25 protein-coding genes, 2 pseudogenes and 1 riboswitch are annotated in these 24,617 nt (G+C 64.0%); of the genes and pseudogenes, 19 read left to right on the top strand and 8 right to left on the bottom strand.

Annotated features, from left to right (window positions below):
* Positions 1-120 precede the first annotated feature (120 nt).
* The 4 genes from CXX84_RS05590 to CXX84_RS05570 all read left to right on the top strand — a co-directional run bounded on the left by CXX84_RS05590 (position 121) and on the right by CXX84_RS05570 (position 4,580).
* The gene (locus tag CXX84_RS05590; RefSeq protein ID WP_102975701.1) at positions 121-333 is read left to right on the top strand and encodes a hypothetical protein; all 213 of its coding nucleotides are present in this window, start codon (positions 121-123) and stop codon (positions 331-333) included.
* Positions 334-700: 367 nt separating this feature from the next.
* Positions 701-1,669 carry a ribonuclease Z gene (locus CXX84_RS05580; RefSeq protein ID WP_102975699.1) on the top strand — a complete coding sequence of 323 codons (969 nt, stop codon included), beginning with the start codon at positions 701-703 and terminating at the stop codon, positions 1,667-1,669.
* Positions 1,666-3,108: an APC family permease gene (locus CXX84_RS05575; RefSeq protein ID WP_102975698.1), complete on the top strand. Its 1,443-nt coding sequence runs from the start codon at positions 1,666-1,668 to the stop codon at positions 3,106-3,108. Before CXX84_RS05580 ends, CXX84_RS05575 begins: the two co-directional genes overlap by 4 nt.
* Positions 3,105-4,580, top strand: coding sequence for a protein adenylyltransferase SelO (locus CXX84_RS05570; protein WP_102975697.1), 1,476 nt, complete (start codon positions 3,105-3,107; stop codon positions 4,578-4,580). Before CXX84_RS05575 ends, CXX84_RS05570 begins: the two co-directional genes overlap by 4 nt.
* 121 nt (positions 4,581-4,701) lie before the next feature.
* On the opposite strand, the gene CXX84_RS05565 is transcribed toward CXX84_RS05570, so the two are convergent.
* Positions 4,702-5,556 (bottom strand): LysM peptidoglycan-binding domain-containing protein, encoded by an 855-nt coding sequence (locus CXX84_RS05565; protein ID WP_102975696.1) that lies wholly within the window; start codon positions 5,554-5,556, stop codon positions 4,702-4,704.
* Between the two features lie 3 nt (positions 5,557-5,559).
* Positions 5,560-5,760, bottom strand: a riboswitch (cyclic di-AMP (ydaO/yuaA leader).
* 267 nt (positions 5,761-6,027) lie between these two features.
* Between CXX84_RS05565 and CXX84_RS05560 the strand changes: the two genes are divergently transcribed.
* The 4 genes and pseudogenes from CXX84_RS05560 (at position 6,028) to CXX84_RS05545 (ending at position 8,409) form a co-directional block, all read left to right on the top strand.
* Positions 6,028-6,996 (top strand): dienelactone hydrolase family protein, encoded by a 969-nt coding sequence (locus CXX84_RS05560; protein ID WP_223252981.1) that lies wholly within the window; start codon positions 6,028-6,030, stop codon positions 6,994-6,996.
* An 80-nt stretch (positions 6,997-7,076) separates the two neighbouring features.
* A pseudogene (locus tag CXX84_RS05555) lies at positions 7,077-7,416 on the top strand (TraR/DksA family transcriptional regulator).
* Complete coding sequence (locus tag CXX84_RS05550; protein ID WP_102975883.1) at positions 7,413-7,982, top strand: DNA alkylation repair protein; 570 nt, start codon at positions 7,413-7,415, stop codon at positions 7,980-7,982. Before CXX84_RS05555 ends, CXX84_RS05550 begins: the two are co-directional and overlap by 4 nt.
* On the top strand, positions 7,966-8,409 hold the full coding sequence (locus CXX84_RS05545) for a DUF1810 domain-containing protein (protein WP_102975694.1): 444 nt from the start codon (positions 7,966-7,968) through the stop codon (positions 8,407-8,409). The genes CXX84_RS05550 and CXX84_RS05545 overlap by 17 nt, the downstream gene beginning before the upstream one ends.
* Positions 8,410-8,491: 82 nt before the next feature.
* On the opposite strand, the gene CXX84_RS05540 is transcribed toward CXX84_RS05545, so the two are convergent.
* On the bottom strand, positions 8,492-9,385 hold the full coding sequence (locus CXX84_RS05540) for a glucose 1-dehydrogenase (protein WP_102975693.1): 894 nt from the start codon (positions 9,383-9,385) through the stop codon (positions 8,492-8,494).
* A 91-nt stretch (positions 9,386-9,476) separates the two neighbouring features.
* Positions 9,477-9,983: a metallophosphoesterase family protein gene (locus CXX84_RS05535; protein ID WP_189337508.1), complete on the bottom strand. Its 507-nt coding sequence runs from the start codon at positions 9,981-9,983 to the stop codon at positions 9,477-9,479.
* Between the two features lie 119 nt (positions 9,984-10,102).
* Here CXX84_RS05535 and CXX84_RS05530 point away from each other — a divergent pair, with 119 nt between their 5' ends.
* The gene (locus tag CXX84_RS05530; protein WP_102975881.1) at positions 10,103-10,300 is read left to right on the top strand and encodes a DUF1918 domain-containing protein; all 198 of its coding nucleotides are present in this window, start codon (positions 10,103-10,105) and stop codon (positions 10,298-10,300) included.
* A gap of 56 nt (positions 10,301-10,356) precedes the next feature.
* The gene (locus tag CXX84_RS05525) at positions 10,357-10,860 is read left to right on the top strand and encodes an NUDIX domain-containing protein (RefSeq protein WP_102975692.1); all 504 of its coding nucleotides are present in this window, start codon (positions 10,357-10,359) and stop codon (positions 10,858-10,860) included.
* Here the strand turns inward: CXX84_RS05525 and CXX84_RS05520 are convergent.
* A complete protein-coding gene (locus tag CXX84_RS05520) occupies positions 10,857-11,534 on the bottom strand; it encodes an endonuclease/exonuclease/phosphatase family protein (protein ID WP_102975691.1) in 678 nt (225 codons plus the stop codon). The two genes, CXX84_RS05525 and CXX84_RS05520, sit on opposite strands and share 4 nt — an antisense overlap.
* Positions 11,535-11,712: 178 nt before the next feature.
* On the opposite strand from CXX84_RS05520, the gene CXX84_RS05515 reads away from it, so the two are divergent.
* The 3 genes and pseudogenes from CXX84_RS05515 (at position 11,713) to CXX84_RS05505 (ending at position 14,859) form a co-directional block, all read left to right on the top strand.
* A complete protein-coding gene (locus CXX84_RS05515; RefSeq protein ID WP_102975690.1) occupies positions 11,713-12,516 on the top strand; it encodes a thioesterase family protein in 804 nt (267 codons plus the stop codon).
* Between the two features lie 83 nt (positions 12,517-12,599).
* Entirely contained in the window at positions 12,600-13,142 is a 543-nt protein-coding gene (locus CXX84_RS05510; RefSeq protein WP_102975689.1) for a PadR family transcriptional regulator, read from the top strand.
* Between the two features lie 5 nt (positions 13,143-13,147).
* A pseudogene (locus CXX84_RS05505) lies at positions 13,148-14,859 on the top strand (ABC1 kinase family protein).
* A gap of 44 nt (positions 14,860-14,903) precedes the next feature.
* Here CXX84_RS05505 and CXX84_RS05500 read toward each other — a convergent pair.
* Positions 14,904-15,296: a DUF2177 family protein gene (locus CXX84_RS05500; protein WP_102975688.1), complete on the bottom strand. Its 393-nt coding sequence runs from the start codon at positions 15,294-15,296 to the stop codon at positions 14,904-14,906.
* On the opposite strand from CXX84_RS05500, the gene CXX84_RS05495 reads away from it, so the two are divergent.
* Complete coding sequence (locus CXX84_RS05495) at positions 15,289-16,059, top strand: biotin/lipoate A/B protein ligase family protein (RefSeq protein WP_411266192.1); 771 nt, start codon at positions 15,289-15,291, stop codon at positions 16,057-16,059. The genes CXX84_RS05500 and CXX84_RS05495 overlap by 8 nt on opposite strands.
* A 75-nt stretch (positions 16,060-16,134) precedes the next feature.
* On the opposite strand, the gene CXX84_RS05490 is transcribed toward CXX84_RS05495, so the two are convergent.
* Positions 16,135-16,392, bottom strand: a complete 258-nt coding sequence (locus CXX84_RS05490; RefSeq protein WP_102975686.1) for a mycoredoxin — start codon at positions 16,390-16,392, stop codon at positions 16,135-16,137.
* A 130-nt stretch (positions 16,393-16,522) separates the two neighbouring features.
* Between CXX84_RS05490 and CXX84_RS05485 the strand changes: the two genes are divergently transcribed.
* On the top strand, positions 16,523-17,284 hold the full coding sequence (locus tag CXX84_RS05485; RefSeq protein ID WP_102975685.1) for an SOS response-associated peptidase: 762 nt from the start codon (positions 16,523-16,525) through the stop codon (positions 17,282-17,284).
* A gap of 27 nt (positions 17,285-17,311) precedes the next feature.
* Here the strand turns inward: CXX84_RS05485 and CXX84_RS05480 are convergent, their stop codons facing one another.
* Complete coding sequence (locus tag CXX84_RS05480) at positions 17,312-17,734, bottom strand: VOC family protein (RefSeq protein ID WP_102975684.1); 423 nt, start codon at positions 17,732-17,734, stop codon at positions 17,312-17,314.
* A 19-nt stretch (positions 17,735-17,753) separates the two neighbouring features.
* Here CXX84_RS05480 and CXX84_RS05475 point away from each other — a divergent pair, with 19 nt between their 5' ends.
* Positions 17,754-18,074 carry a chorismate mutase gene (locus CXX84_RS05475; protein WP_102975683.1) on the top strand — a complete coding sequence of 107 codons (321 nt, stop codon included), beginning with the start codon at positions 17,754-17,756 and terminating at the stop codon, positions 18,072-18,074.
* 18 nt (positions 18,075-18,092) lie between these two features.
* Here CXX84_RS05475 and CXX84_RS05470 read toward each other — a convergent pair whose 3' ends face one another.
* Positions 18,093-18,482, bottom strand: a complete 390-nt coding sequence (locus tag CXX84_RS05470; protein WP_102975682.1) for a hypothetical protein — start codon at positions 18,480-18,482, stop codon at positions 18,093-18,095.
* Positions 18,483-18,653: 171 nt separating this feature from the next.
* Between CXX84_RS05470 and CXX84_RS05465 the strand changes: the two genes are divergently transcribed.
* From CXX84_RS05465 to thrS, 3 genes are all read left to right on the top strand, one after another.
* Positions 18,654-18,989, top strand: coding sequence for a DUF6504 family protein (locus CXX84_RS05465; RefSeq protein ID WP_102975681.1), 336 nt, complete (start codon positions 18,654-18,656; stop codon positions 18,987-18,989).
* A complete protein-coding gene (locus CXX84_RS05460) occupies positions 18,986-22,474 on the top strand; it encodes a DNA polymerase III subunit alpha (protein ID WP_102975680.1) in 3,489 nt (1,162 codons plus the stop codon). Before CXX84_RS05465 ends, CXX84_RS05460 begins: the two co-directional genes overlap by 4 nt.
* 116 nt (positions 22,475-22,590) lie before the next feature.
* Complete coding sequence (gene thrS / locus CXX84_RS05455) at positions 22,591-24,600, top strand: threonine--tRNA ligase (protein WP_102975679.1); 2,010 nt, start codon at positions 22,591-22,593, stop codon at positions 24,598-24,600.
* The last annotated feature ends 17 nt before the right edge of the window (positions 24,601-24,617 follow it).

Raw genomic sequence — 24,617 nt, 5'->3', positions numbered from 1 at the left:
CTTCGGTCGGTTGCCTTCCCTTGGTCTCTTCACCCTGAATGAGGGATCTCCCGGCCACTGCGTCTGCTTTGACAGCCGTTTACGTGACCGGCCCCCTCCAGGCAACGAAGAGGAGTTTCGATGGACAGCGGTGACCTTCTGGCGTTGGTTGCCGGCTACCTTGCCGCTGCAATCGGCGTGTTCCTTTTGTACTCGCCGGTCCTGGTCCTTGTGCTTGCGTTGTTGGTTTCAGCGGGATTGCTGCAACTGCTGGCCTGGCCTGTCCTCATCCTGATCCGGAGACTGCGCCGGAAGCACCGGCCACCGGAGGACGGATCATTGCTCCCGCCCTGACGGAACGTGCTGGCAGGCAAAGTCGGCGGACCCTTCGACCCAGAGCCAAATTAGGCTAAAATAATAAGCAGGCTGATGAATATCGGTTGGCAAGATCAACACTGAAGGAGTTTGATATGAACTTGGGAAGCATGATCAGGAATGCCGCTGGACGATTTGCAGGCCGGACCGGGACCAGCGGGACCACACGCGGGACCGGACTTAATGCCACAGGGCGGACCCCGGGCACCACGGGTGCTGCAGGCGCCAGGACCGGCGGCGTAGCCGGCAGAATCATGGGAATGCTCCGGCGGCGCTAAGCCGCCACAGCATCCAATGAGGCAGGTTCCGGGTTCGTCCGGAACCTGCCTTTTGGTACTCCAAAGCTATGAGGGAACTCGTTATCCTCGGCACGGCCTCCCAGGTCCCCACCCGGACCCGAAACCATAACGGCTACTTCCTGCGCTGGGACGGTGATGGTCTCCTCTTTGACCCTGGGGAGGGAACACAGCGCCAGATGATCCATGCAGGGGTTTCTGCCAACCAGATCACCCGCATTTGCCTCACTCACGTGCACGGGGACCATTGCTTCGGGCTGCCAGGGGTGCTTTCACGGATGGCCCTCGACGGCGTTCCGCACGCGATCCACCTTCACTATCCGTCCTCCGGAGAGGACGTTGTGCGCGCCCTCGTGTCCGTGAGTACACCGGGCATCGACCTCAGGTTCCACCCGCATGGCGGAGGCGGCGCTGTTGCCGAAGGCCTGGAAGTCCGGCCCCTCAAGCACCGCATAGAAACCTACGGCTACCGGCTGCTTGAACCGGATGGACGGACCCTGCTGCCCGAACGCCTGCGCGAGGCGGGCGTCCGGGGCCCGGACGTAGGGCGGCTGCAGCGCGAAGGCACCCTTGGCGGGGTGCGCCTTGAAGACGTCAGCATTCCGCGGCCCGGCCAGCGCTTCGCTTTTGTCATGGACACCGCGCCCTGTCCGGGCGCAGAGGAACTTGCCGACAATGCCGACCTCCTCGTGGCGGAGTCCACCTTCAGCAATGACGACGCCGGACTGGCCAGCCAGTACCGCCACCTCACAGCAGGGCAGGCGGGGGAGTTGGCGGCACACGCCGGGGCCCGGACCCTCGTCCTGACACACTTCTCCTCACGGTACGGCGACGACGTGGCGCCCCTCGCCCGAGAGGCCGGCGAACGCGCTGGAAACACAACCGTCATGGCGGCGGAGGACCTGCAACTGATCGGCGTTCCCAGGCGGCTGAGATGGCCACAAGGCAACGGGGGACTGCCGGAACCTGGCGATATGCCGGACCCTAACCACTCATTCAGTTATGGAGGTCACTCATGAGCGCTGCTTCCGAAGAAGTGTCAGACCTTACTGCCCATGACAAGGAACCTGCCCTCAAACGGGTGCTGGGGCCGAAGCTCCTGCTGCTCTTCATCGTGGGCGATATCCTTGGCGCCGGCGTCTACGCGGTCACCGGAACCATGGCCGGCACGGTGGGCGGCATCGTGTGGCTGCCTTTCCTGCTGGCCTTTGTGGTGGCGACGCTCACGGCGTTCTCCTACCTTGAACTCGTCACCCAGTATCCGCAGGCCGCAGGGGCTGCGCTCTATACGCACAAAGCGTTCGGCATCCACTTCGTCACGTTCCTGGTGGCGTTTGCCGTCGTCTGCTCCGGCATTACCAGCGCGTCCACTTCTGCGAATGTCCTGGCCCAGAACTTTTTTGGCGGGCTTGAAGTGAATGGCTGGATGGGCAAGCCCGGGCAGGGTGTCATCACCGCCGTCGCCCTCGTATTCATGCTGCTTCTGGCGGCTATCAACCTGCGCGGTGTAGGGGAGAGCGTCAAATTCAACGTCGTGCTGACGGTGGTGGAGATGCTGGCATTGTGCATCGTGATCGGCGTCGGCTTCTTCGTCATGGCCCGGGGGACCGGAAATCCGGGCGAGATTTTTGTCTTTAACGACTACCAGGACAAAGGCCTGTTCCTGGCCGTTACCGCCGCCACGTCCATCGCGTTCTTCGCCATGGTGGGCTTCGAAGACTCGGTCAATATGGTTGAAGAGACCCAAAACCCCGAAAAAATTTTCCCCCGCACAATGCTCACCGGCCTCGGTATTGCAGTACTGCTGTACATGCTTGTAGCCATCTCCGTGGTGAGTGTGCTGTCGCCAACCGAACTCGAAGGCATCAGGGAAGCTGAAGGCGCTGCCCTGCTGGAAGTAGTGCACAAGGGCTCACCGGACTTCCCCATCGACAGGATCTTTCCCTTCCTTGCAGTCTTCGCAGTTGCCAACACTGCCCTCATCAACATGCTGATGGCCAGCCGGCTGATCTATGGCATGGCCCGCCAGCACGTCCTGCCCCGGCCCCTGGGGAAAGTCCTTCCGGTCCGGCGCACCCCGTGGGCAGGAATCGCCTTCTCCACCATCCTGGCACTGGGACTCATCGTGTACGTCGCCAGTGATCCCGACAGCAACATCGTGGCCAACCTCTCCGGAACCACCGCCTTCCTGCTGCTGTGTGTTTTCACGGTGGTCAACGTGGCCTGCGTAGTCCTCCGCCGCAAGCGGGATCCCCACCGCAAGGTGTTCTTTACATCCCCCGGCCAGCTTCCACTCGTCGCCGCCGTGCTCTGCGCTTTCCTGGCGGGTCCCTGGGTGGGACGGAACGTTATCCAGTACCAGATTGCCGGCGGGCTGATGGCCATTGGCGTGATCCTGTGGTTCATCACTTGGCTGATCAACCGGCGGACCAACGACGGCGATAGGGTTAATTCATGACTGCAGCAGCAGAATCAACAGTTACTTTGGAGGGCAGGTTTGCCCGTGAACTCGCAGAACTGGCCGTCCCCTGGCAGGCGGAGGAGGCGCCGGACCCTGAAATCCTGGTCCTGAACGAGGCGCTGGCCGGCGACCTTGGGCTTGCTCCGGAATACCTGCGCACCCCGGAGGGCGTGCGCCTCCTGCTGGGGAACCATGTCCCGGCGGGGGCCACCCCTGTTGCCCAGGCGTACGCCGGACACCAGTTCGGCGGTTACTCGCCGCTCCTCGGCGACGGCCGTGCGCTCCTGCTGGGCGAAATCGCCGACGACGGCGGGCAGCTGCGGGATTTGCACCTCAAGGGTTCCGGCCGCACACCTTTCGCCCGGGCGGGCGACGGACGCGCCGTCGTCGGGCCCATGCTGCGGGAATACCTCGTGAGTGAGGCGATGCATGCCCTGAACATCCCCACGACGAGGGCCCTCGCCGTCGTGGCCACAGGCCGTCCCGTGCGCCGGGAATCGATGCTGCCCGGCGCTGTCCTGGCCCGGGTGGCCAGCAGCCATCTGCGGGTGGGCAGCTTCCAGTATGCCCGGGCCACCGAGAACATGGAGCTCCTGCGCCGGCTCGCTGATCATGCCATCAGCAGGCACTACCCTGCCGCAGCCCAATCAGAACACCCCTACCTCGCGCTGTTTGAGTCGGTGGTGTCTGCGCAGGCCGGGCTGGTGGCCCAGTGGATGCTGGTGGGTTTTGTGCACGGCGTGATGAATACGGACAACATGACGATCTCCGGCGAAACCATCGACTATGGGCCCTGTGCCTTTATGGATGCCTTCAATCCTGGAGCCGTCTACAGCTCTATTGATGTCGGCGGCCGCTACGCCTATGCCAACCAGCCCGTGGTGGCCGAGTGGAATCTGGCACGCCTCGCCGAGGCCATGCTTCCGCTGTTCCATGAGGACCAGGAACAGGCAGTCGCCCCCGCTGTGGAGGCGCTGGGCAGATTCCGCAGCCAGTACAGTGACGCCTGGTTCAACGGCATGAAGGCAAAACTCGGCCTATCTTCTATCCCGGCCGGAAGCGCCCAAGCCGACGAGGCCTCTGCCCTGGTTGACGGAGTAATCGGCCTGTTGAAGGACGGGCCCGTTGACTACACGCAATTTTTCCGGAACCTCGGCCTGGCCGCAGCGGGAAACACCAGGCCAGCCCGTGGTATGGTCCTGGACCTCGCCGCGTTCGATGCCTGGGCCGGACGCTGGGCGGCACTCAAACCCGACGCCGGGCTGATGGCCAGGGTAAATCCGGCCTACATTCCCCGGAACCACCTGGTGGAGGAAGCGTTGGCAGCGGCTACCGAAGGTGATCTTGACCCCTTCAACCGCCTCCTGGAGGTGGTCAGGCTGCCATTCCAGGAACGGCAGGGACTGGAGCGCTACACCGAGGCTCCGCCGGCAGACTTCGGCGACTACCGGACTTTCTGCGGTACCTAGGGAGCCAGGGGAAGCCCGAAGGGGACAACGCAGACAGGGGCGGCAGCCGGGTTAACCCGGCTGCCGCCCCTGTCTGGAGTGGCTTCCGCCCTGTGCGGGCTGGCAGCGTTGTTCGCGCTGGTTATGCTACGCGGACGAAGGAAGCGCCGCCGAGCCAGCTGATGGAGTGCACGGCAGTCTGGTTGCCGTTCACGCCGCCGCTGACAACCTGGCCGTCGCCGGCGTAAACGCCCACGTGGCCGGCGGTGATGACCAGGTCACCGGGAGCGGGGGTGCTCACGGTGGAGCCGTACTGGTAGAACTGGCCGGGGGCCAGGTCGCCGACGGACTTGCCGACCGTGCGCAGTGCCTTCTCCACCATGGCGGTGCAGTCCTGGATCTGACCGACCTGGCCGTAGGCGTTGGCCAGGATGGCTGCGCCTGCGCCGCTGCCGGTGGCTGCGGGAGCTGAAGCGTAGGACATGTTCATTCCGGTGTTCGCCGGGGTGGTGACTGCGGCGGCCTGGACGGGAGCCGGAGCCGGTGCTGCCGCAGCGGGGGCCGGGGCAACGTAAGCCGGAGCAGCTGCTGCAGCGGACCCTGCAGCCGGGATCCGGATCTGGTCACCGGGGAAGATGATCGTGGAGACGCTGAGTCCGTTGGCGGACAGGACGTCGTTCAGGCTGACGCCGTGGGCCGAAGCGATGGCACCGAGGGTGTCGCCCGATACAACCGTGTGAACGTTGCCGGTGGCTGCGGCGGGAGCTGCAACTGCTGCGGCCGGTGCCGCGGAAGCCTGGACATTACTGGTTCCCGTGGTGTCCGGGCCGGTTACACCGGCGTGTGCAGGGGCGCCGACGCCGAAGGCAATGCCGGAGGCAGCCGCAACGGCGAGCGCCGGACGGCTCAGGGACTTGGCCGAAACAGCCAGTCCTTCGAGCACGATGGAGCCGGCCGGAGTCGCACGGTGACGGGCGGTGGTGGAATTTTTTGACACAGTTGATCGCCTCTCCCATGCCTGCGGGGTGAGCTGTCGGGTTCGGGTTGGAGATACCCGGCCGGTAACTACTCCGAAGGAACGGAGGCGCTATCGACTTAACCCCAAGGCCTTAATAGGCCGCGGAAACTTGGTTCCCCCGTCCCTGCCAGCTGGAAAGCGATTGGTTCCCGGGTCAGTGGCAGGGCTCGGCATACTGAGGGGAATGTCCCGTCTGAGAGGGACACCTGAAGACCATAACCTACCCCGGCGTCCATTGTCACATTTGGATAACATGCGAGGCGTATCTCTCGGTTTATCAAACGACTGGATTCCTTGAAACGTGGGGGTGGCGCGGCTGCGAACAGGCGCGTCAAAAGAATTTGGGTGTCCTTTGTCACAGAAGGGTAAAGGGTGCCGGAAAGCAGGGATCAAGGCTTGTCTGCAGCGGCCGCCGGGAGGAGGATGTTCGGCACCCGAGGAGGCAGTGTGATGCAGCTTGGCAAGTACGAAAAATACCTGATTGAAGAGTTTTTTGACGACTACCGCGCCGGTGCTCTGAGCCAGCGGACATTCACAAGGCGGGTCGCCTTTATTACGGGAAGTATGGCGGCAGCGGCGGCTGCAATGCTGCTGGTCGGCTGCACGCCCGGCGAGGTGCCGCGCAGTACGGATCCCATGCCTGCTCCCGAGCCATCATCATCTGCGGCCGGGACTGGCGGTTCCGGGGCGGTTCCGGGAGCCAAGAGTCCGCTTTCCGTTCCCGAGGGCGCGCCAGGACTGACGACGGCGACCGTGGAGTTTCCGTCCGGCGGAACCTCCGTCAGTGCGTACCAGGCAAGGCCGGAGGGGCAGGGCCGAAGCCCGGCCGTGCTGATCTGCCATGAGAACCGCGGCCTGACACCCCACATTGAAGACGTGGCGCGCCGCTTCGCCAAAGCCGGCTATGCCGCCCTTGCGCTTGACCTGCTCAGCAGGGAAGGCGGGACTGCGAACCTGGACCGGGACGCTGTCCCCGGTGCCCTTACGCAGGCCGGCGCCCAACGCCACGTCGCGGACTTCGCAGCGGCACTGGAGTACCTCCGGAGCCAGGACTTTGTGGACGGTGCGCGGGTCGCCATGACCGGGTACTGCTTTGGCGGCGGCATCACCTGGCAGGCTGCCACCGAGCTGGAGGGGTTGAAGGCCACTGCGGCGTTTTATGGGCCCGCGCCGGACCTGGCCAAGGCAGCGGATATCAAGGCGGCCGTTTTCGGGGTCTATGCTGAGCTCGATCAGCGCATTACCGGCGGCATGCCCGCCCTCAAGGACGCGTTGGCAGCCGCCAGTGTTGTCCATCAGCTCACCGTTTACCCCGGCGTGGACCATGCCTTCCACAATGACACCGGTGAACGCTACAACCAGGCGCAGGCGACCGCCGCATGGAACGACACCCTTGCCTGGTTCAACCAACACGTCTGAGACCGTCAACCAGTGCATGGCGCGCGGTCAGGAACCGTCCGTGCGGGGAGCCTGCACGGGTGCCGCGCTAGGCTTTTGCCATGCCCGATTACGAACGGTTCCGGATTCTGCTCGAAGAGGAGCGGGAACGGAAGGTGGCACTCCTTCCGGCCCTCCGCGCGGACATTGCGTCCGCAAATTCAGCGCGCCAGGGTTCCAACGTTGACGACGAACATGACCCGGAAGGATCCACCATCGCGTTCGAGCTGTCCCAGGAGCAGCGCAGGGCTGGACGAGGTGGACGCGGCCCTGGCCAGGATTGCCGCCGGCACCTATGGGACCTGCGCAGCCTGCGGGGAAGCCATCGCCGAGGGCCGGCTGGAGGCACGGCCGTGGACTCAATTTTGCATCCGGCACGCATCGGCCGGCCGCAGCTCATGAGCAGCGGCCCGTCCCAGGTGGCAGCTGCTGCAGAATTCATTGACCGCACCCTGCAGAACGAGGGGTCCTGGTACCGGGCCGACGACGTCGAGGGCAGGCTTGGCGGGCAGCTGGCCTCCTACGGCTCCTCGGTGGGCGCTGTCCGCGGAACCATCCGCGACGCCCTTCGGAAGTACAAGGACTTCGATCACGACGCCGTGATGCAGCTGGCATCTGCCCTGTGGGGCCAGCCCCGGCCCGGCTCCAAGGCTGTGTTTGAGCGCCGGCTGGCTGCCGTGGTGCTGCTGCAATCCAGGACGCCGCTCCTGCTCCATTCGGATCTGACCCGGCTTGAAGGCTTCCTGCGGTCTGCCGGCACGAGCGAACTCACCCAACCCCTGCTGGCCGACGTCGTGGTGCCGTTCCTGGCCCGGCTGCGCGGACGTGACCGCCAGCGCGCACAGGTCGTCCTTGGCCGCTGGGAGGCGGACCCGGACAGCGGGCTCCGCCGCGCCGCGGCCTTCATCCAGCAGCAATCCGCCCCCGAACCCCGACCACAAGGAGATACCCATGAACGATCCCTATAACCTGGAGCGATTCGTCACGGCGCAGGAGAACGGAGGAGCCTACGATCAGGCCCTGGCGGAACTGCAGCTGGGCAGGAAATCCGGCCATTGGATGTGGTTCGTTTTCCCGCAGATCGCAGGCCTTGGCCACAGTGAAATGTCGCGCCGGTACGCCATCAGCTCCGTTGCCGAGGCCAGGGAGTACCTGGACCATCCGGTCCTTGGCCCCCGGCTGCTGGACTGCGCCCTGGCCGTTACCAATCATGCGGGTAGCCCGGCGGAAAATATCTTCGGCAGCATCGACGCCAAGAAACTGCATTCGTCCATGACGCTGTTCCTCCGTGCAGCTCCTGGGGAAACTGTCTTCAAAACCGTCCTGGCCCGGTTTTTCGAGGGACAGCCTGATGCTGCCACGGACGAACTGCTGGCTGGCAAGGATGAAGAGTAAGCCAGCGGGTTAACGGCCGACGGCGGTGCCCGCGCAAGTACGCAAGGCACCGCCGCCGGCGGTTCTTTTTGGTGGCTTGACGCTACGGCGTGGGACTGCCGCCGTTGACGTTCAGCGTTTCTCCGATGACGTAGCTCGATTCCGGCGATGCCAGGAAGACGTAAGCCGGGGCGAGCTCCGCCGGCTGGCCCGCCCGGCCCAGGGGGGTGGACTGGCCGAACTCCGGCAGTTCCTCCTTGGGCTGGCCGCTGCTGACCTGGAGGGGCGTCCAGATGGGACCCGGCGCCACAGCGTTGACGCGGATGCCCTTCGGTGCCAGCTGCTGGGCCAGGCCCTTGGTGAAATTGTTGATACTGGCCTTGGTGGTGGCGTAATCCACGAGCGTGGGGGACGGGTTGTAGGCCTGGACGGACGTGGTGTTGATGATGGTGGAACCTGCGGGCATATGGGGGAGTGCCGCCTTGGTCAGCCAGAACATGGCGTACACGTTCGTCTTCAGCGTGTGGTCGAACTGTTCATCCGTGATGCCGGTCAGCTCCTCCTGCGCCACCTGTTTCCCCGCATTGTTGACCAGGATGTCGATGCCGCCCAGAACCGCGACGGCAGTGTCCACCACGTCGCGGCACACGGAGGCGTCCTTCAGGTCGCCCGGAACCTTGACGGCCTTGCGGCCGGCGGCCTCGATGATGCCTGCGATCCGGGCGGCATCCTCTTCCTCTTCGGGAAGGTACGAGAGGACAACGTCGGCGCCCTCCCGTGCAAAGGCAATGGCCGTTGCAGCGCCAATTCCGGAATCCGCGCCGGTGACGATCGCCTTGCGGCCTTCCAGCCGGCCGGTGCCGCGGTAGGTTTCCTCGCCGAGGTCGGCCTTGGGGGCCAGGTCCGCGTCCAGTCCCGGCTCAGGCTGGTGCTGTTCCGGCGGCGAAATCTTTTCGTAAGCGGTGACCGGATTGCGGAAGGTGTACTGGTCTGTCATGGCAGTCCTCCTGTTGCTGGGATGGAACAAGAAAGCTAAGTATGCTTACCGTTCCAGCCTAGGCAATCAGCAGTGCCCTGCCAACCCGGGTTCAGTCCCGGGTGACTTCTACCAGCCGGACGTCCGCCACTACCCCGGCATCCACGACGCACGTCATGAAGGTGCAGGCCGGCTGCCTGCGGCGGTCAGTGGGCGAGCCGGGATTCAGCAGCCGCAGCCCGCGCGGGGAAGTGGTGTCCCACGGGATGTGGCTGTGGCCAAAGACCAGTACGTCGGCCTCCGGATACAGGGATTCGCACCTTGCCTCGCGGCCTTTCGCCTGGCCGGTCTCGTGCACCATCGCGAACCGGACGCCCTCCAGCGTGACTGCCGCCGTTTCGGGAAGCCTCCCGCGCAGCTCCGGCCCGTCGTTGTTTCCATAGACCCCCACCAGGGATTGGCTGCGCTGAAGGAACTCGTCCAGCAGGGCTGCGGACACCCAGTCCCCGGCGTGAAAGACGACGTCGGCGGTTTCGACGGCGGTCCACACGCGTTCAGGGAGGGTCCGGGCGCGTTTGGGCACGTGTGTATCGGCGACCAGGACCAGATTCAGCGGCATGGGAAAAATCCTGCCACGCCCGGCTCGTTCCCGCGGACCTCTTTGTGCCCTTCGGCCTTCCACACCCGCTCTTTCCCGATTCCGGACGCGGCCGTAATCTGGGCTGGGAGGTGATTGCCATGGAGGCAGCCCAGGGAGACCGCATTGTTGTGCACGGCAGGACCGTGGGGGCAGCGGACCGGCACGGAGTGATCCTGGAAGTGCGCGGCCAGGGCGGGACGCCGCCGTACCTGGTCCGCTTCGACGACGGCCACGAGACCATCATGTATCCCGGCGGTGATTTCGCCGTCGTGCATGGGCATGGAAACCAGGCCTGACTGACGGTGCAGGCGGATGGGTGCAACTCGTCCACTTCACCTGTCAGACTGGAGCGATGGATCACTTTCCGGCGTCCACCGCGTCCTCCGCCCCGCCCGTCCGTACCGGCCCGAGGGACCCGGGCGATGCCTGGGTGGAGGGGGACCACGGCCGTTTCTGGGGCCGCTTCGGGGCGGCGGGCGTACTGGCACACGATCCCGGGAAGGGCGTGCTGCTGCAGCACCGGGCCGTCTGGAGCCACAACGGCGGAACATGGGGCCTGCCCGGCGGCGCCCTGCATGAGGGCGAGGAACCCGTTACCGGTGCGCTCCGGGAAGCGAGCGAGGAAGCTGCCGTGCCCGCCGAAAACGTTGATGTGCTCTTCACGTCACTGCTGGATCTGGGTTACTGGACCTACACCACGGTTGTGGTGCGGGTGGTGCAGCCCTTTGACCCCGTCATCAGCGATCCCGAAAGCCTGGAACTGCGGTGGGTCCCGCTGCCTGAAGTGGCAGGCCTGGACCTGCATCCCGGTTTCAAGGCGTCCTGGCCGGAACTCCACCGACGGCTCGAGTCCTAGTAGTCCGGGCCATATTCTGCCGTGACAAGGATGGGGAGATGGTCCGAGTTGCCGCGCGGCAGGGTCTCCACGCTTTCGATGTCCAGGCCCAGCGACGTCGCGAAGTCGAAGTGGCCCTTGAATACCTTGTACCGCGTGTACGTGCGCCGGTTGCTGAGGGACAGCGCGTAGCCGGAGTTCTTCATGTGCATGTCAAGGTTCTTGGTGAAAAACGGATAATTGAAATCGCCCACCATCAGGGTCATCAGCCCCTTGCCCATGCTCAGCAGTTCCGCGTGGGCCGCGTGGATCTGCTTGCGCCGCAGCGAGTTGGACGCGGTGAGGGGCGCCGCGTGGAACGAGCCGATCACCAGCTCATGCTGTGTGTCGTTATCAATGACGCGGGTTCCGATCAGCCTCTCGTGGGCCGGGGCCAGGACACGGTCATGCATCGACTTCTTCAGGGCAAAGGACTGCGTGTCCAGGGCGGTGAAGCGGCTGGTGCGGTAGTAGATGGCCAGCCCCAGCCGGTTGCCCTTGGTGGAGTCCGCAAGGTGCAGTGGCCCCAGGGTTTCGGGTAGGTCGCTGGAGTCCACCTCCTGGAGGCAGAGCGCGTCTATGTCGTGGTTCCGCGCCAGGGCGAGGAGTTCGCCGCTCGCCTTGTGCTTGCGGAGGTTGTAGCTGATGACGCGCATGGAACACCTCTTCCGAGGGTTGCTGACAGGACCAGTTCCTGAGTCTAGTCGGATGAATCCCGCCTGGCTCCAACATTTCGCCGCGTCCCGCCGGCGGTCCCCAACAGGCGGGCCGGCGTGGCCGGGGACGCCGGATAGAGTTAAGCCCGATTCACTGGAAACTCCGGAGGGGCCAACGTTGACCGCAGAGCTGCCTGAACTGGCTGAGGGAAACTTCTACTACCTGGACCTGGGCGGACAACGGTTCCGATCCACGATCCATGCGCAGGGTGCGTGGAATGTCCACGAGCAGCACATGGCGCCCGCATCGGGCCTCATGGCGGACAGCCTGGAACGGCATGAACCCCGGCCGGACATGCGGATGGCGCGGATCAGCTACGAAATCCTGGGCCTTATCCCGGGCGGCGAATTCCACATCGAAACCACCACGCTCCGGCCCGGGAAAACCATCGAACTCCTGCAGGCCGAGCTGGTGGCGGGCGGGCGGAATGCCATCCGTGCAACCGGGTGGCGGCTGGCCACCAGCGATACCTCTCCCGTGGCTGCTCTCGAAGACACTCCCATCCCTGGGCCGGAGGACTGCAAGCCTTATGACGGCGCCTCCGTTTGGCCGGGGGGTTACATCCGGTCCCTGGAAATGCGCGTTGCAGAAGGGCACCGCCCCGGCGCCGGGAAAGTCTGGCTCCGTACCGGGCACCCCTTGACTGACAGTGCGGACAGCGGCGACCTCGCACGCCTCGTGGGCATGGTTGACACGGCCAACGGCATAGCAGCGCGGGTTCCGCCGGGAGGGGACAGCTACGCGTTCCCCAACCTGGACCTTCAGATCCACATGTACCGCCGTCCCGCAGGGGAATGGCTGGGCCTGGATAACGCCGTATCGTTCGGGGCTGATGGAATAGGCCTCACGTCCACTGTCCTGCACGACCTGCAGGGGCCGTTCGGGCGTGCCGAGCAGATTCTTACGCTCCGAAAGACCTGAGGGAAAACGTCCCCGCCCGCCACTCTCCGGCTGTATCGTTGAGTATCGTTGTATATCTTTCGCGGTTCACTGAGGAGATCAAGATGCGTGGTGCGTACCCGGCAGGCGGATTTGGCGGAAACAACATTGACGGCATGTGGCAGGCCGTGGAGGAGCTTCGGTCCCGGTTCGAAAAGCGTGTTGGAACCCGGGCCGGCAAAGGCGAGGTGCGGGCCGCGGTACTGGCACTCCTGGCGGAGCGGCCCATGCACGGATACCAGATCATCCGCGAGATCGAGGAGCGCAGCGGCGGCAGCTGGAAACCAAGCGCCGGCTCGGTCTACCCAACCCTCCAGCTTCTCGCGGACGAGGGCACCATCAGCGCCGAGGAGTCCAACGGCCGCAAGATCTATTCGCTGACCGAAGCCGGCCGTGAGGAGGTTGCGCACGATCCTGCGGCGTCCGCACCGTGGGAGGCAGCAGGCACCCAGGCCGGCGGGTTTGCTTCCCTGCCCAAGGCGGGCGTGGAACTCGCGCAGGCCGCAGCCCAGGTTGGCCGGACAGGTTCCCCTGAGCAGGTGCAGCAGGCCGTTGCGGTGCTCGACGAAGCGCGTCGCCGGATCTACGCGATCCTCGCCCAGGGCTGACCCGGGTGGCGTCTGCGGGCCGGGACCGTCCCGCTGCAGCATCCGTCGCCGGTGGCACGCGGGCCCGCTACCGCCGCATCCTGCGCTTTGCCGCCTGGAACCTGGCCGTCACCTGGTGGTTTGAACTGTTCCTGCCACGGATCGGCCTGGGCCGGATCGCCGCGCGGACAAGGTCGAAGAGGATGAAGCGTTTCGCACGGCGCTTCCATGTGCTGGCAGTGGAACTGGGCGGCCTGATGATTAAGGTGGGACAGTTCCTTTCCTCGAGGCTCGACATTCTTCCGCCGGAGATCACCAGGGAGCTTGAAGGACTGCAGGACGAAGTTCCGCCGGTTCCCTTCCACGCCATCCGTGCCCTCGCCGAGGCCGAACTGGGCGCTCCCCTTGAACAGGTGTTCGCTTTTGTGGAGGACGCCCCGATGGCCGCCGCATCCCTGGGGCAGGCACACCGTGCCCGCCTCCTTCCCGCCGATACCGCTGACACCGGACTCACCGCCGTGGTGCTCAAGGTGCAGCGTCCGGGCATAGAAGCCATCGTCGACGTCGACCTGGCCGCACTCCGCAAGGTTGGCGGCTGGCTCAGCCGCATCCGCCTCGTGTCCAGCCGGGCGGACATGCCTGCGCTGGTGGAGGAATTCGCCAGGACAAGTTTCGAAGAAATCGACTATCTGAACGAAGCGGCAAACTCCGAGCGCTTCGCCACCGACTTTTCCGATGACGGCAGGGTGGGCGTGCCCCGCATTGCCTGGGAGCGGAGCACCCGCCGCGTCCTCACCCTGGAAGACGTCACAGCCATCAAGATCACGGAGGTTAAGGCGCTTCGTGCCGCCGGCATAGATCCCGCAGACGTGGCCCCGGTCTTCGCCGCCGTCATGTTCGACCAGATGTTCACCAGTGGCTTCTTCCACGCCGACCCGCACCCCGGCAACATCTTCGTTACTCCAGCCAGGGACGGCTCCGGCGGGCATCCGTGGAAACTGACGTTCATCGACTTTGGCATGATGGGCGACATTACTGCCTCGACCCGCAGCGGACTGAGGGCATTGCTGATCGCGGCCGCCGCACGTGACGGCAGGGGGCTGGTGGCGGCAATCAACGAGGTAGGCGTCCTGGTGCCGTCCGCCGACACCGTGGAGCTGGAACAGGCCATGACGCACCTCTTCGACCGCTTCGGCGGCATGGGGTTCGCCGAGCTCCGCGAGGTGGATCCCAGGGAATTCCGTGACTTCGCGGTGGAATTTGGCGATGTGGTCCGCTCGCTTCCGTTCCAGCTCCCCGAGAACTTCCTGCTGATTATCCGCGCGATGTCGCTGACGTCCGGGGTATGCAGCTCGCTCGATGAACGCTTCAACCTGTGGGATTCGGTGGAACCATACGCGGCCCGGCTCCTGCGCGATGAGCGGGGCAACATTGCTCAGGACGTGGGCCGGCAGGCTTTCGAGGCTGCCGCCCTCGCGCTGCGCCTGCCCAAGCGCCTGGACGCCCTCCCACGCGGATCGAGGAGGGATCACTTTCGGTGGCCACACCCCGCCTTGAGCGGCACGTCGCCCGGCTGGAGCGCACAGCCCAGCGGTCGGCGTCCGCCGTGATCTTTGCTGCCCTGCTCATCGCCGGTGCCGTCGTCCGGCCGGATGACACCGTTCTGGGAAACATCCTGATGGCAGGTTCAGCGCTGCCGCTGCTGCATGGACTGTGGGCAGGGCGCCGCGGCCTGTGACCGTGTTATCCCGCCCGGGTTGTGCGCCGGGAAACCGCCGGACGTCAGGGCCGGGCGTGGAAAACGAGCCAGCCCGCCAGGGTGGACAGGCCGGTCAGCGCCGCACCCCACAGCATGTCCACAACCACCAGCTGCAGCGGCCACACTTTCAGGGTGGCGGCGTTCGTGAGGTCGTAGGTGGCGTAGGCGAAGGCGCCAAGGGCTGCACCATAGCCCAGGGCCGTCAGCCAGCCGCCGCCGTCGAGCGCTGGCCGGAGGGCAAAGAACACGATTCCGGCGATGTATATGACATAGAAGGCCACGGCGTAACCTAAGTGTGGTTTGTCCGCCAGCAGTTCGCCGATGTGGCTGCGGTAAAAGGGGTTCATCAGTTTGAGCCAGACGGCGTCAATTGCTGCGAAGGCTGCGGCGACCACGAGGAATTGCAGAATGACCATAGGGGAGCTTAGCAATATGAACGACGGCGGTCCGGGGGCGCGCATGCTCACCGTGGTGCGGCAGGGAAAGTCGCTGGGTGCCGCCCGGGACCTGGAGTTCGGCCTTGAGCTACTGGCCAGGGCCAGGAACGGGGAAATCGGCCCCACCCTGCGGCTTTACCAGCCGGCTCCGACCGTTGCCTTCGGCCAGCGTGATACCCGCCTGCCGGGCTTTGAAGCCGCCGCCGAAGCCTGCCGCGCCAACGGCTTCGAACCCCTGGTCCGGAGGGCAGGCGGACGGGCGGCGGCCTACCACGAGGGAACCCTGGTGGTGGACCACCTTGAACCTGACCCGGACGCCATTGCCGGCTCGAAGACCAGGTTTGGGTATTTTGGGGAGCTGTTTGCGAATGCCCTGCGCAGCGTCGGCGTCCAGGCTGCCGTCGGCGAGATTCCCGGTGAGTACTGTCCCGGTGAATTCAGCGTCCACGGTACCCATCCCGCTGGCGGCCACCAGGTAAAGCTCGTGGGCACTGCACAGCGGGTGGTTGCCGGCGGGTGGCTCTTCAGCTCGGTCATTGTGGTGGAAAACTCTCCGCCGATCCGCAAGGTGCTGGTCGAGAGTTACGCAGCCCTCGGACTGGACTGGGATCCAGCCACAGCAGGAGCAGTGGACGATCTTGTACCCGGCGTGGACGTCGCAGCGGTAGAAGATGCCCTGCTGGCCACCTACGCGGAGCAGGCCACCCTGCGGTCAGCCGCCTTCAGCAGCCTGGGGGCGTAGGCGCTGCCGTCTTTGCAGACAGGAACGGGACCACCATTTACCAATGCTGGTCCCGTTCTTCCCATCGCTTCCTGGCTAGGCTGCGAGGCGCTTCTTGACCTCTGCGGCGGATGGGTTCGTTGCAGCGGTGCCGTCCGGGAAGAGGACGGTGGGTACCGTCTGGTTGCCGCCGTTCAGCTGCTCCACAAGTTCCGCGGTGCCTTCCACTTCCTCGATGTTGATCTCGGTATAGCCGATGCCCTGGGCATCCAGCTGCTTCTTCAGCCGGTTGCAGTAGCCGCACCAGGTGGTGGAAAACATGGTGATGGTGCCGGATTCGGGAGTGAAGTCCACGGATTTCTCCTACGTGTCGCTGACGGTTTCATTCCAGATAACGGTAGCGTGCAGCCCGCTATTCCCGGGTGTCCGGCACTGGTGGCTGCTCCCGGATGACAGCTCCTGCCGCCGATGGCATGCTGGAGCCATGTGTGGACGCTATGTGATGGCTCGTGCCGTGGGGGATCTTCTCGCCGAGTTCGACGCTGAGCTTGAGGACGAGGTGAGTATCCCGCCGTCGTGGAATGTGGCACCAACGGATGACGTACCGATTGTCCTGGAACGCCTCCTGGATGATGGTCCGCACGGCAGGAACGTCCGCCAGCTTCATGTTGCCCGCTGGGGCCTGGTGCCGTCCTGGGCCAAGGACCCGGGAATCGGCTCGAGGATGATCAATGCACGCAGCGAGTCCGTACTCGAAAAGCCGGCGTTCCGGAAAGCCATCCAGTCACGCCGCTGCGCGGTTCCGGCCGATGGCTACTACGAATGGAAGCAGGGGCCCGGAAAGTCCAAGCAGCCCTACTACGTCCATCCGGGTGAGGGCCGGGGCCTTGTTTTTGCCGGGCTTTATGAATGGTGGAAGGACCCGTCATGGCCGGCTGACGAGCCGGGCGGGTGGATGCTTTCCACGTCCATCCTGACCACTGACACACCACCGCCCGGCAGCGAATCGACGGTGTTTGGGAAACTGACCGCACTTCATGACCGGGTGCCCCTGCCCATGGACAAAGCCACGATGCAGGCATGGCTGGATCCCCAGGCCGACGACGCCGCCGGGTTGGTTGACCTGGTCCGGGAAGGGGTCAAAGACGTGGCCGCAGACTGGCACGTGGAATCAGTGGGGAAAGCCGTGGGAAACGTCCGGAACAACGGCCCGGAGCTGATCCAGCCCGTTGAGGCCCTCTTCTAGCAGCCCGGCGCGGAGCTGCGCCAGGCACTAAACGGTGACCGCGCCGTCGTCGTCCACTTCCCAGGCGGGGTTGTACGCCACTTCCCAGCGGAACCCGTCCGGGTCCGCGAAGTAGCCGCTGTACCCGCCCCAGGGCTGCGTGACGGGTTCCGCGATGATGTCCGCTCCCGCCGCGGCAGCCTCGGCCATGACCCGGTCCACGTCATCAGTGCCGGGAAGGTTGTGGCTCAGCGTGATGCAGGGGACAGGGCCAGGCGCGCTGACGCCCGCGTCAGCCTGCATCTGGCGCACGTCCCACAGCGACAGCACCAGGCCGTGGTTCACCTGGATGAACACCACATCTCCGGGGAACTCGCGATGGACAGGCCAGCCAAGCCCGTCAACGTAGAACGCACGGGAGGCGGCAACGCTGCGGACGCCTAGCGAAATGAAGTCGACTCTGGGCTGCATGCTTCGATACTGTCAGACGATGGCGACAATTCAAGGAAACGATAGAGATGCTTTGGCTGATAAGGAACAGCTCGCTGCCGTCCGTGTTGCTGTTGACGAAGTGGATGACCAGATCGTCACCCTCATAGCCCGCCGCGAGCGGCTGATCCGTATTGCCGGAACCCTCAAGGGTGATGACGCCGAAGTCCGCGCTCCAGGCCGGGTGGAACGGATCATTGAACACGTCCGTTCAGCCGCGGAGAAAAAAGACATCGATCCGGACATCGTGGAGTCCACCTACCGGGCCATGATCTCCGGCTTCATAGAACTCGAACTGAAAGTCCACAAAGAGAACAGCTGAGTTGCTCAAGCCCAGCTGTCACAGGTTCTCCTCCACAGGGACGCCCGACTGGAACTCCCGCCCGTCCGCCTCGCTGAAGCCTGTCATCACATGCCCTTTGCCGAGCCCATTAATGGCAGCCATGGGGAATTGCCCCGTAATGGTGCTCCCCGAATGGCTGACGCCCGAGAGATCGTAGTTCTCCTCCGTGCTCTGTTCATGGTTGAACGAGAAAAAAGCGATGGCTTCCCCGTTCATGAACTCAATGCCCAGGCGCCGCTGTGAGGAGTAGTCCGGGCTGGCGGCCATAAGCCCCACTACATAGGCACCGGAACCGGGGATGTTGCCGTCTATATCGAAGGTGGCCACAAGCGTGGAGTCCTGGGCTTTGATGCTGACCTGTTTGAGGAGTGCGTCATGGGTGCTCATGGCACCATCCTGCTCCCTGCCGTTCGGTCAGTCCACCCTTCACGGGCATTCTCTTTAGCGTGCAGGGCCCTTCCTTATGCCGCTTCTATGCTCCCGTTCCGGGCAGGGGTAGACTGGCAGTATTCGAATATATGTTCGAGTACTTCAGTTCCCATCAGTCCGGGAGGCGTCATGGGCATGTTCAGCCAATCCGTGGATGTTGTGTGCTCTGCTGAGGGGCAACCCCAAAGCCTGCTCTGGGCTGGGGATTCCTATACCGTCTGCGCAGAACCTGTGCGCTGGTATGAACGCCGGCAATGGTGGGCGGAAGAAAGCAGGGCGCCCCTGGGCAGCGGTCCAGGAGTGGTGGACCATGAAATCTGGCGGGTCCAGGTCCTGCCGTCCCACACTCCACGAGGGGTACCGGAACCGGACGAGCCCCTGACCCTTGACCTCACCCGGCATATCAGGAGCGGCCGCTGGCGGCTCCTGCGGATCCATGACGCACTCCGGCCAAGGACAGCATGAGTTTCACGCACCTTCACGTTTCCACCGCATTCAGCGCCCACTACGGCGTTTCCTGGCCAGAAGAACTGGCGCAGGCCGCAGCGTCCGACGGCGCGACGGCGCTCGCCTGCACAGACCGGGACGGCTTGTATGGAACCATCAAACACCTCAAGGCATGCCTTGCTGCAGGCATTGACCCCATCGTGGGGGTTGACCTTGCAGTATTGGACGACGACGGCGATCACCGCACCCACGTCGCGGGCAGGGTTGTTGTCCTTGCCCGGGGACATAACAACGGGGCGGGCTACCGTGCCCTCTGTCGCCTAATTTCCGACGCACACGCCCGCACCACAGGGAAATCGGGGGGAACGGTCCCCGTTGCCGTCACCAGGGCAGAACTTGCCTCCCGCACTATTGATCCCCAAACCCTTAAGCCGGTGCTGACTGTCCTGATCGGGCCGGATTCAGACGTCGGACGGGCCATGGGCGGGCGCCGCTACCTCCGGCCGAGGACACTTTTTAAGCAATGGCTGGATGACCTGCCCCAGGGCACGGTGGTGGCCGAGATCGTTTCCCAACTCAGTGCCCCGGGAAAACCATTGAGTACTGCCCATGCTGTCCGCATGCTCAAACTTGCCGAAGAACATCACGTGCCTGCGATCCTCACCAATGCCGTCAGGTACTGGGCTGCAGACGGGGCCCCCACGGCTGATGTGCTCGACTCAGCCCGCACCTTGAAATCCCTTCCTGAACTGGCAGATGAACCACTGCTGCAGCCCACCGGCCAGGGCTGGCTGAAATCATCCTCGGAGATGCTCCGGCTGGGAAAGGAAATCATTTCGGCAGCAGGCTATGGTGCCGCCGACCTCAAACAACTGATGACGCAGACCGAGGCGCTCGCGGACCTTTGCCGGATTGATCCGGCCACGGACATGGGCTGGAAGCAGCCGGTTGTTCCCGAAGCCTCAGTCATTGGTATCAGCCAGGACCCCCACCAGGAACTGATCCAGCGGTGCCAGGCTGGTATCAGCAGGCGGTTCCCCGGGGTCTCCGGTGCTGCCAGGGAGAACATGCTTTCCCGGCTCGACCATGAACTGGCGATCATCAGCAACCTCGGTTTCTCCTCCTATTTCCTGACAGTCGCTGAGGTCTCCCGCATGATCCAGGAGATGGGGGTAAGGGCGGCTGCCAGGGGATCGGGAGCCTCTAGCCTGGTCAATTACCTGATCGATGTCAGCCAGGTGAATCCCTTGCAGCACGACCTGATCTTCGAGCGGTTCCTTTCACGGGACCGGGCTACCCTTCCGGACATCGATATCGACGTCGAAAGCGCTGAACGGCATAACGTCTACCGCAGGATTTTCAAACGCTTCGGTGCCGAGCGGGTAACCCTGATGAGCATGCAGAACGGCTACCGGGCCAGGGGGGCAGTGCGTGATGCAGGAATGGCACTGGGTATGGATGACGGCGAAGTGGGGGAGATCGCCAAGCAGTTGTGGCGTTTTTCTGCCCGGAAGTTCCGCGAGGCGCTCCAGGAAAAACCTGAACTCCGTGAATTCGCGGGACGGGTGGAGCAGCGCGACCTTGACGGAAACCAGCAGCTTGACCTTCTGGTTGACCTGACGGAACGCCTTGACCGGCTGCCCCGCCACATCTCCATGCATCCCTGCGGAGTGATCCTTGGCGACGCCACCCTTCTGGACCGTTCGCCCGTGCAGCCCAGCGGACTGGGGCTGCCCATGAGCCAGTTCGATAAGCACGACATGGATCCTATGGGCATGCTCAAGCTTGACGTCCTGGGGGTCCGGATGCAGAGCGCCATGGCGTTCGCCGTCCGGGAAGTCATCCGCATCCACCCGTCAAAAAAGGACGTGGTGGCCGCCGGGAAGCATTCGTCGGGGCAGGACGGTAATGGTCCTGACTACATTGCGGAGAACGGCCACATTGACCTCAATGCTGTCCCCCTGGATGACGAAACCACGTTTGAACTCATCAGAAGCACCCATACACTGGGCTGCTTCCAGATTGAATCACCCGGGCAGCGGGAGCTGATCGGCAAGATGGCACCCAGGGAGTTCAACGACCTCATCATCGACATTTCACTGTTCCGCCCAGGCCCCATGAAATCGGACATGGTCCGGCCTTTCCTTGAACACCGGCACGGATTCGCTCCTGAGGTTTACCCCCACCCCGACCTGAAACCTGTGCTGGCCGAAACCCACGGCGTCACCGTCTTCCACGAACAGATTCTGCGGACCTTTGATGTCATGACCGGGTGCGGACTGGCGAGGGCTGACGAATTCCGCCGCGCCCTGGGCAACGAAGCTCTCGAAACAGAGGTGGAGGTCTTCTTCCGCAAAGCAGCTCGGGACAAGGGCTACACCCCAGAGGTGGTGGACAACGTCTGGGGGACGCTGAAGGCCTTCGGCAGTTTCGGTTTCTGCAAAGCGCACGGTGCCGCCTTTGCCGTTCCCACGTACCAATCAGCCTGGCTGAAGGCCCATCATCCTGAAGCCTTCCTTGCAGGGCTGTGGGAGCACGATCCTGGCATGTACCCCAAAAGGCTCCTTGTGGCCGAAGCCCGCCGGCTGGGCATCCCCATCCTTCCCCTGGACATCAACCGGAGCAAGGCCGAGTACCGGGTGGAAAGGATTGAAAAAGGCAAGGACGCCGGAAAGCTGGGAATCAGGCTGAGCCTGAACGGCATCTACGGGTTGTCGGCAACTGAACTGAAACGGATCGTCGCGGGCCAGCCCTATGACTCCCTGGCAGATCTTCGTGCACGGTCAAGGGCCAGCAAGCCCAGTATCAAACGGCTGGCCCAGCTGGGCGCCTTCGATTCCCTCCACAGGGAGGCCGGCGGCACGGCAAACAGGGCAGACCTTGTCCACCACCTGCAAAAGCTCCAACTTTCCAGCAGCGGACGGAAAGGGGTGGAAGTCCTCGAAGGGCAGCTGTCCCTGCCTTTGGGTGATGTTGAACTGCGCAATGTTAAGCCTGGGCTTCCCGCGCCAACACTGGTGGAAAATGTCCGGGCCGAGCTGGACCTGATGGCAGTTGACGTCAGCAGCCATCTCATGGACAGCCACCGCCCCATGCTGGACAGGCTTGGAGTGATCACCGCTGACAAACTCCTGGGCCTGCGCAACGGTACGGAAGTTCTGGTTGCCGGAGTGCGCGTGGCAACCCAGACCCCGCCCATGCGGGGCGGGAGGCGGGTCGTCTTTATCAGCATCGACGACGGCACCGGCTGCATCGATTCTGTCTTCTTTCATGAAGCACAGGAAAAAGCCGGAATGCTCCTTTTTGGTACCAGGCTTCTGCTGATCCGCGGCACCACCAGGAGGACCGGGCCGCGCGGAATCAGCCTGAGCGCGAGTATGGCTTGGGACCTGGGCCGGACAGAGACCCTGCCATTTAAGGACTCCAGCCCGCAGGAGCCGGAGGCCCGGCACCCGCTGGACGGAATCAGCAGGAGCCTTTCCATTACGGGATTCAGCGGCTGATCCTCCCGTGCGCCGCGTTGGTTCGGCTTCAGCGGAACCGATAGCATTGACGATGGCTGGCTGTGGTCCCCGTACGCCACAAGCTATGAAGCCTTAACTTTGAATAGGAGACACCCGTGTCAGATGCCCAGCAGATCACCCTTCTCGTCGATGGCGAAGAGACCAAGGTGACTACCGGGACAACCGGTGCGGAACTCTTCTTTGAGCGCCGTGATGTTGTTGTAGCCCGCGTCAACGGCGAACTGAAGGACCTGGACCAGGAGTTGCCGGAAGGCGCCGACGTCGAGGGCGTCACCATTGATTCCCCCGACGGCCTCAACGTCCTCCGGCACTCCACCGCCCACGTCATGGCCCAGGCGGTCCAGCAGCTTCGTCCTGATGCCAAGCTGGGTATCGGCCCTTACATCACTGATGGTTTCTACTTCGACTTCGACGTCGCTGAACCTTTCACCCCTGAGGACCTCAAAACCCTCGAAAAGATGATGCAAAAGATCATCAACCAGAACCAGAAATTCGTCCGCCGCGTGGTCAACGAGGCCGAGGCCCGCGAAGCCATGAAGAACGAGCCCTACAAGCTCGAACTCCTGGGCAAGAAAAACGAAGCCGCCGAAGCCGGTGAAGGCGTGAACGTCGAGGTCGGCGCCGGCGACATCACCATCTACGACAACGTTGAGCGCAAGGAAGGGACCACCGTCTGGTGTGATCTCTGCCGCGGCCCGCACCTGCCCAACACCAAGCTCATCTCCAACGCCTTCGCCCTCACCCGCTCGTCCTCCGCCTACTGGCTGGGCAACCAGAAGAACCAGCAGCTGCAGCGGATCTACGGCACAGCCTGGCCCACCAAGGACGCCTTGAAGGCCTACCAGGAGCGGCTTGCAGAGGCTGAACGCCGCGACCACCGCAAGCTGGGTTCTGAACTGGACCTGTTCTCCTTCCCGGACGAGCTCGGTTCCGGCCTGCCGGTGTTCCACCCCAAGGGCGGCATCATCCGCAAGGAGATGGAGGACTACTCGCGGCAGCGCCACGTCGAAGCCGGCTACGAGTTCGTCTACACGCCGCACATCACCAAGGGCCACCTGTACGAGGTCTCCGGCCACCTGGACTGGTACAAGGACGGCATGTTTCCGGCAATGCAGGTCGATGCCGAACTCAACGAGGACGGCTCCATCCGCAAGCCGGCTCAGGACTACTACCTGAAGCCGATGAACTGCCCCATGCACAACCTCATCTTCCGCTCCCGCGGACGCTCCTACCGTGAGCTGCCGCTGCGCCTGTTCGAATTCGGCTCGGTCTACAGGTACGAGAAGTCCGGCGTGGTGCACGGCCTCACCCGTGTGCGCGGCATGACGCAGGACGACGCCCACATCTACTGCACCCGTGAGCAGATGAAGGACGAACTCACCAAGACCTTGACCTTCGTCCTGGACCTGCTCAAGGACTACGGGCTCAACGACTTCTACCTGGAACTGTCCACCAAGGACCCGGAAAAATACGTCGGTGACGACGCCACCTGGGAGGAAGCCACCCGGACCTTGGCCGAGGTGGCACAGGAATCAGGCCTTGAACTCGTTCCGGATCCGGGCGGAGCGGCCTTCTACGGTCCCAAGATCTCCGTCCAGGCCAAGGACGCGCTGGGCCGTACCTGGCAGATGTCCACCATCCAGCTGGACTTCAACCTGCCCGAGCGGTTCGAACTCGAGTTCCAGGCCGCCGACGGCAGCCGCCAGCGTCCCGTCATGATCCATCGGGCGCTCTTCGGGTCGGTTGAGCGGTTCATGGGCGTGCTGACCGAGCATTACGCCGGTGCCTTCCCTGCCTGGCTCGCCCCCGTTCAGGTGGTGGGCATCCCGGTGGCAGAGACCTTCAATGAGTACATGTTCGACGTCGTTGACCAGCTGAAGGCCGCAGGCATCCGCGCCGAAGTGGACACCTCGTCAGACCGTTTCCCGAAGAAGATCCGCACGGCCAGCAAGGACAAGATCCCGTTTGTGCTGATCGCCGGCGGCGACGACGCCGAGGCGGGCGCCGTCTCCTTCCGATTCCGTGACGGCAGCCAGGACAACGGCGTGCCCGTGGCAGAGGCAGTCAAGCGGATCACGGAAGCCGTCCGTAACCGGACCAGCTAGCGGAAACGGAACAGCAC

This window comes from Arthrobacter sp. AFG7.2, assembly GCF_002892835.1.
In the GTDB taxonomy this organism is placed as follows: Bacteria; Actinomycetota; Actinomycetes; order Actinomycetales; family Micrococcaceae; genus Arthrobacter.
This window is presented reverse-complemented; position numbering and strand designations above follow the sequence as displayed.

Bases quoted from the DNA above. Each gene is read 5' to 3' on its own strand.
- CXX84_RS05580 (WP_102975699.1), top strand. From the start codon at position 701: ATGAGGGAACTCGTTATCCTCGGCACGGCCTCCCAGGTCCCCACCCGG.
- CXX84_RS05480 (WP_102975684.1), bottom strand. From the start codon at position 17,734: ATGCAGCCCAGAGTCGACTTCATTTCGCTAGGCGTCCGCAGCGTTGCC.
- CXX84_RS05540 (WP_102975693.1), bottom strand. From the start codon at position 9,385: ATGACAGACCAGTACACCTTCCGCAATCCGGTCACCGCTTACGAAAAG.
- CXX84_RS05465 (WP_102975681.1), top strand. From the start codon at position 18,654: ATGGGCATGTTCAGCCAATCCGTGGATGTTGTGTGCTCTGCTGAGGGG.
- CXX84_RS05560 (WP_223252981.1), top strand. From the start codon at position 6,028: ATGCAGCTTGGCAAGTACGAAAAATACCTGATTGAAGAGTTTTTTGAC.
- CXX84_RS05510 (WP_102975689.1), top strand. From the start codon at position 12,600: ATGCGTGGTGCGTACCCGGCAGGCGGATTTGGCGGAAACAACATTGAC.
- CXX84_RS05570 (WP_102975697.1), top strand. From the start codon at position 3,105: ATGACTGCAGCAGCAGAATCAACAGTTACTTTGGAGGGCAGGTTTGCC.
- CXX84_RS05475 (WP_102975683.1), top strand. From the start codon at position 17,754: ATGGCGACAATTCAAGGAAACGATAGAGATGCTTTGGCTGATAAGGAA.
- CXX84_RS05460 (WP_102975680.1), top strand. From the start codon at position 18,986: ATGAGTTTCACGCACCTTCACGTTTCCACCGCATTCAGCGCCCACTAC.
- CXX84_RS05470 (WP_102975682.1), bottom strand. From the start codon at position 18,482: ATGAGCACCCATGACGCACTCCTCAAACAGGTCAGCATCAAAGCCCAG.
- CXX84_RS05530 (WP_102975881.1), top strand. From the start codon at position 10,103: ATGGAGGCAGCCCAGGGAGACCGCATTGTTGTGCACGGCAGGACCGTG.
- CXX84_RS05495 (WP_411266192.1), top strand. From the start codon at position 15,289: ATGACCATAGGGGAGCTTAGCAATATGAACGACGGCGGTCCGGGGGCG.
- CXX84_RS05535 (WP_189337508.1), bottom strand. From the start codon at position 9,983: ATGCCGCTGAATCTGGTCCTGGTCGCCGATACACACGTGCCCAAACGC.
- CXX84_RS05590 (WP_102975701.1), top strand. From the start codon at position 121: ATGGACAGCGGTGACCTTCTGGCGTTGGTTGCCGGCTACCTTGCCGCT.
- CXX84_RS05500 (WP_102975688.1), bottom strand. From the start codon at position 15,296: ATGGTCATTCTGCAATTCCTCGTGGTCGCCGCAGCCTTCGCAGCAATT.
- CXX84_RS05525 (WP_102975692.1), top strand. From the start codon at position 10,357: ATGGATCACTTTCCGGCGTCCACCGCGTCCTCCGCCCCGCCCGTCCGT.
- CXX84_RS05520 (WP_102975691.1), bottom strand. From the start codon at position 11,534: ATGCGCGTCATCAGCTACAACCTCCGCAAGCACAAGGCGAGCGGCGAA.
- CXX84_RS05575 (WP_102975698.1), top strand. From the start codon at position 1,666: ATGAGCGCTGCTTCCGAAGAAGTGTCAGACCTTACTGCCCATGACAAG.
- CXX84_RS05550 (WP_102975883.1), top strand. From the start codon at position 7,413: ATGAGCAGCGGCCCGTCCCAGGTGGCAGCTGCTGCAGAATTCATTGAC.
- CXX84_RS05485 (WP_102975685.1), top strand. From the start codon at position 16,523: ATGTGTGGACGCTATGTGATGGCTCGTGCCGTGGGGGATCTTCTCGCC.
- CXX84_RS05545 (WP_102975694.1), top strand. From the start codon at position 7,966: ATGAACGATCCCTATAACCTGGAGCGATTCGTCACGGCGCAGGAGAAC.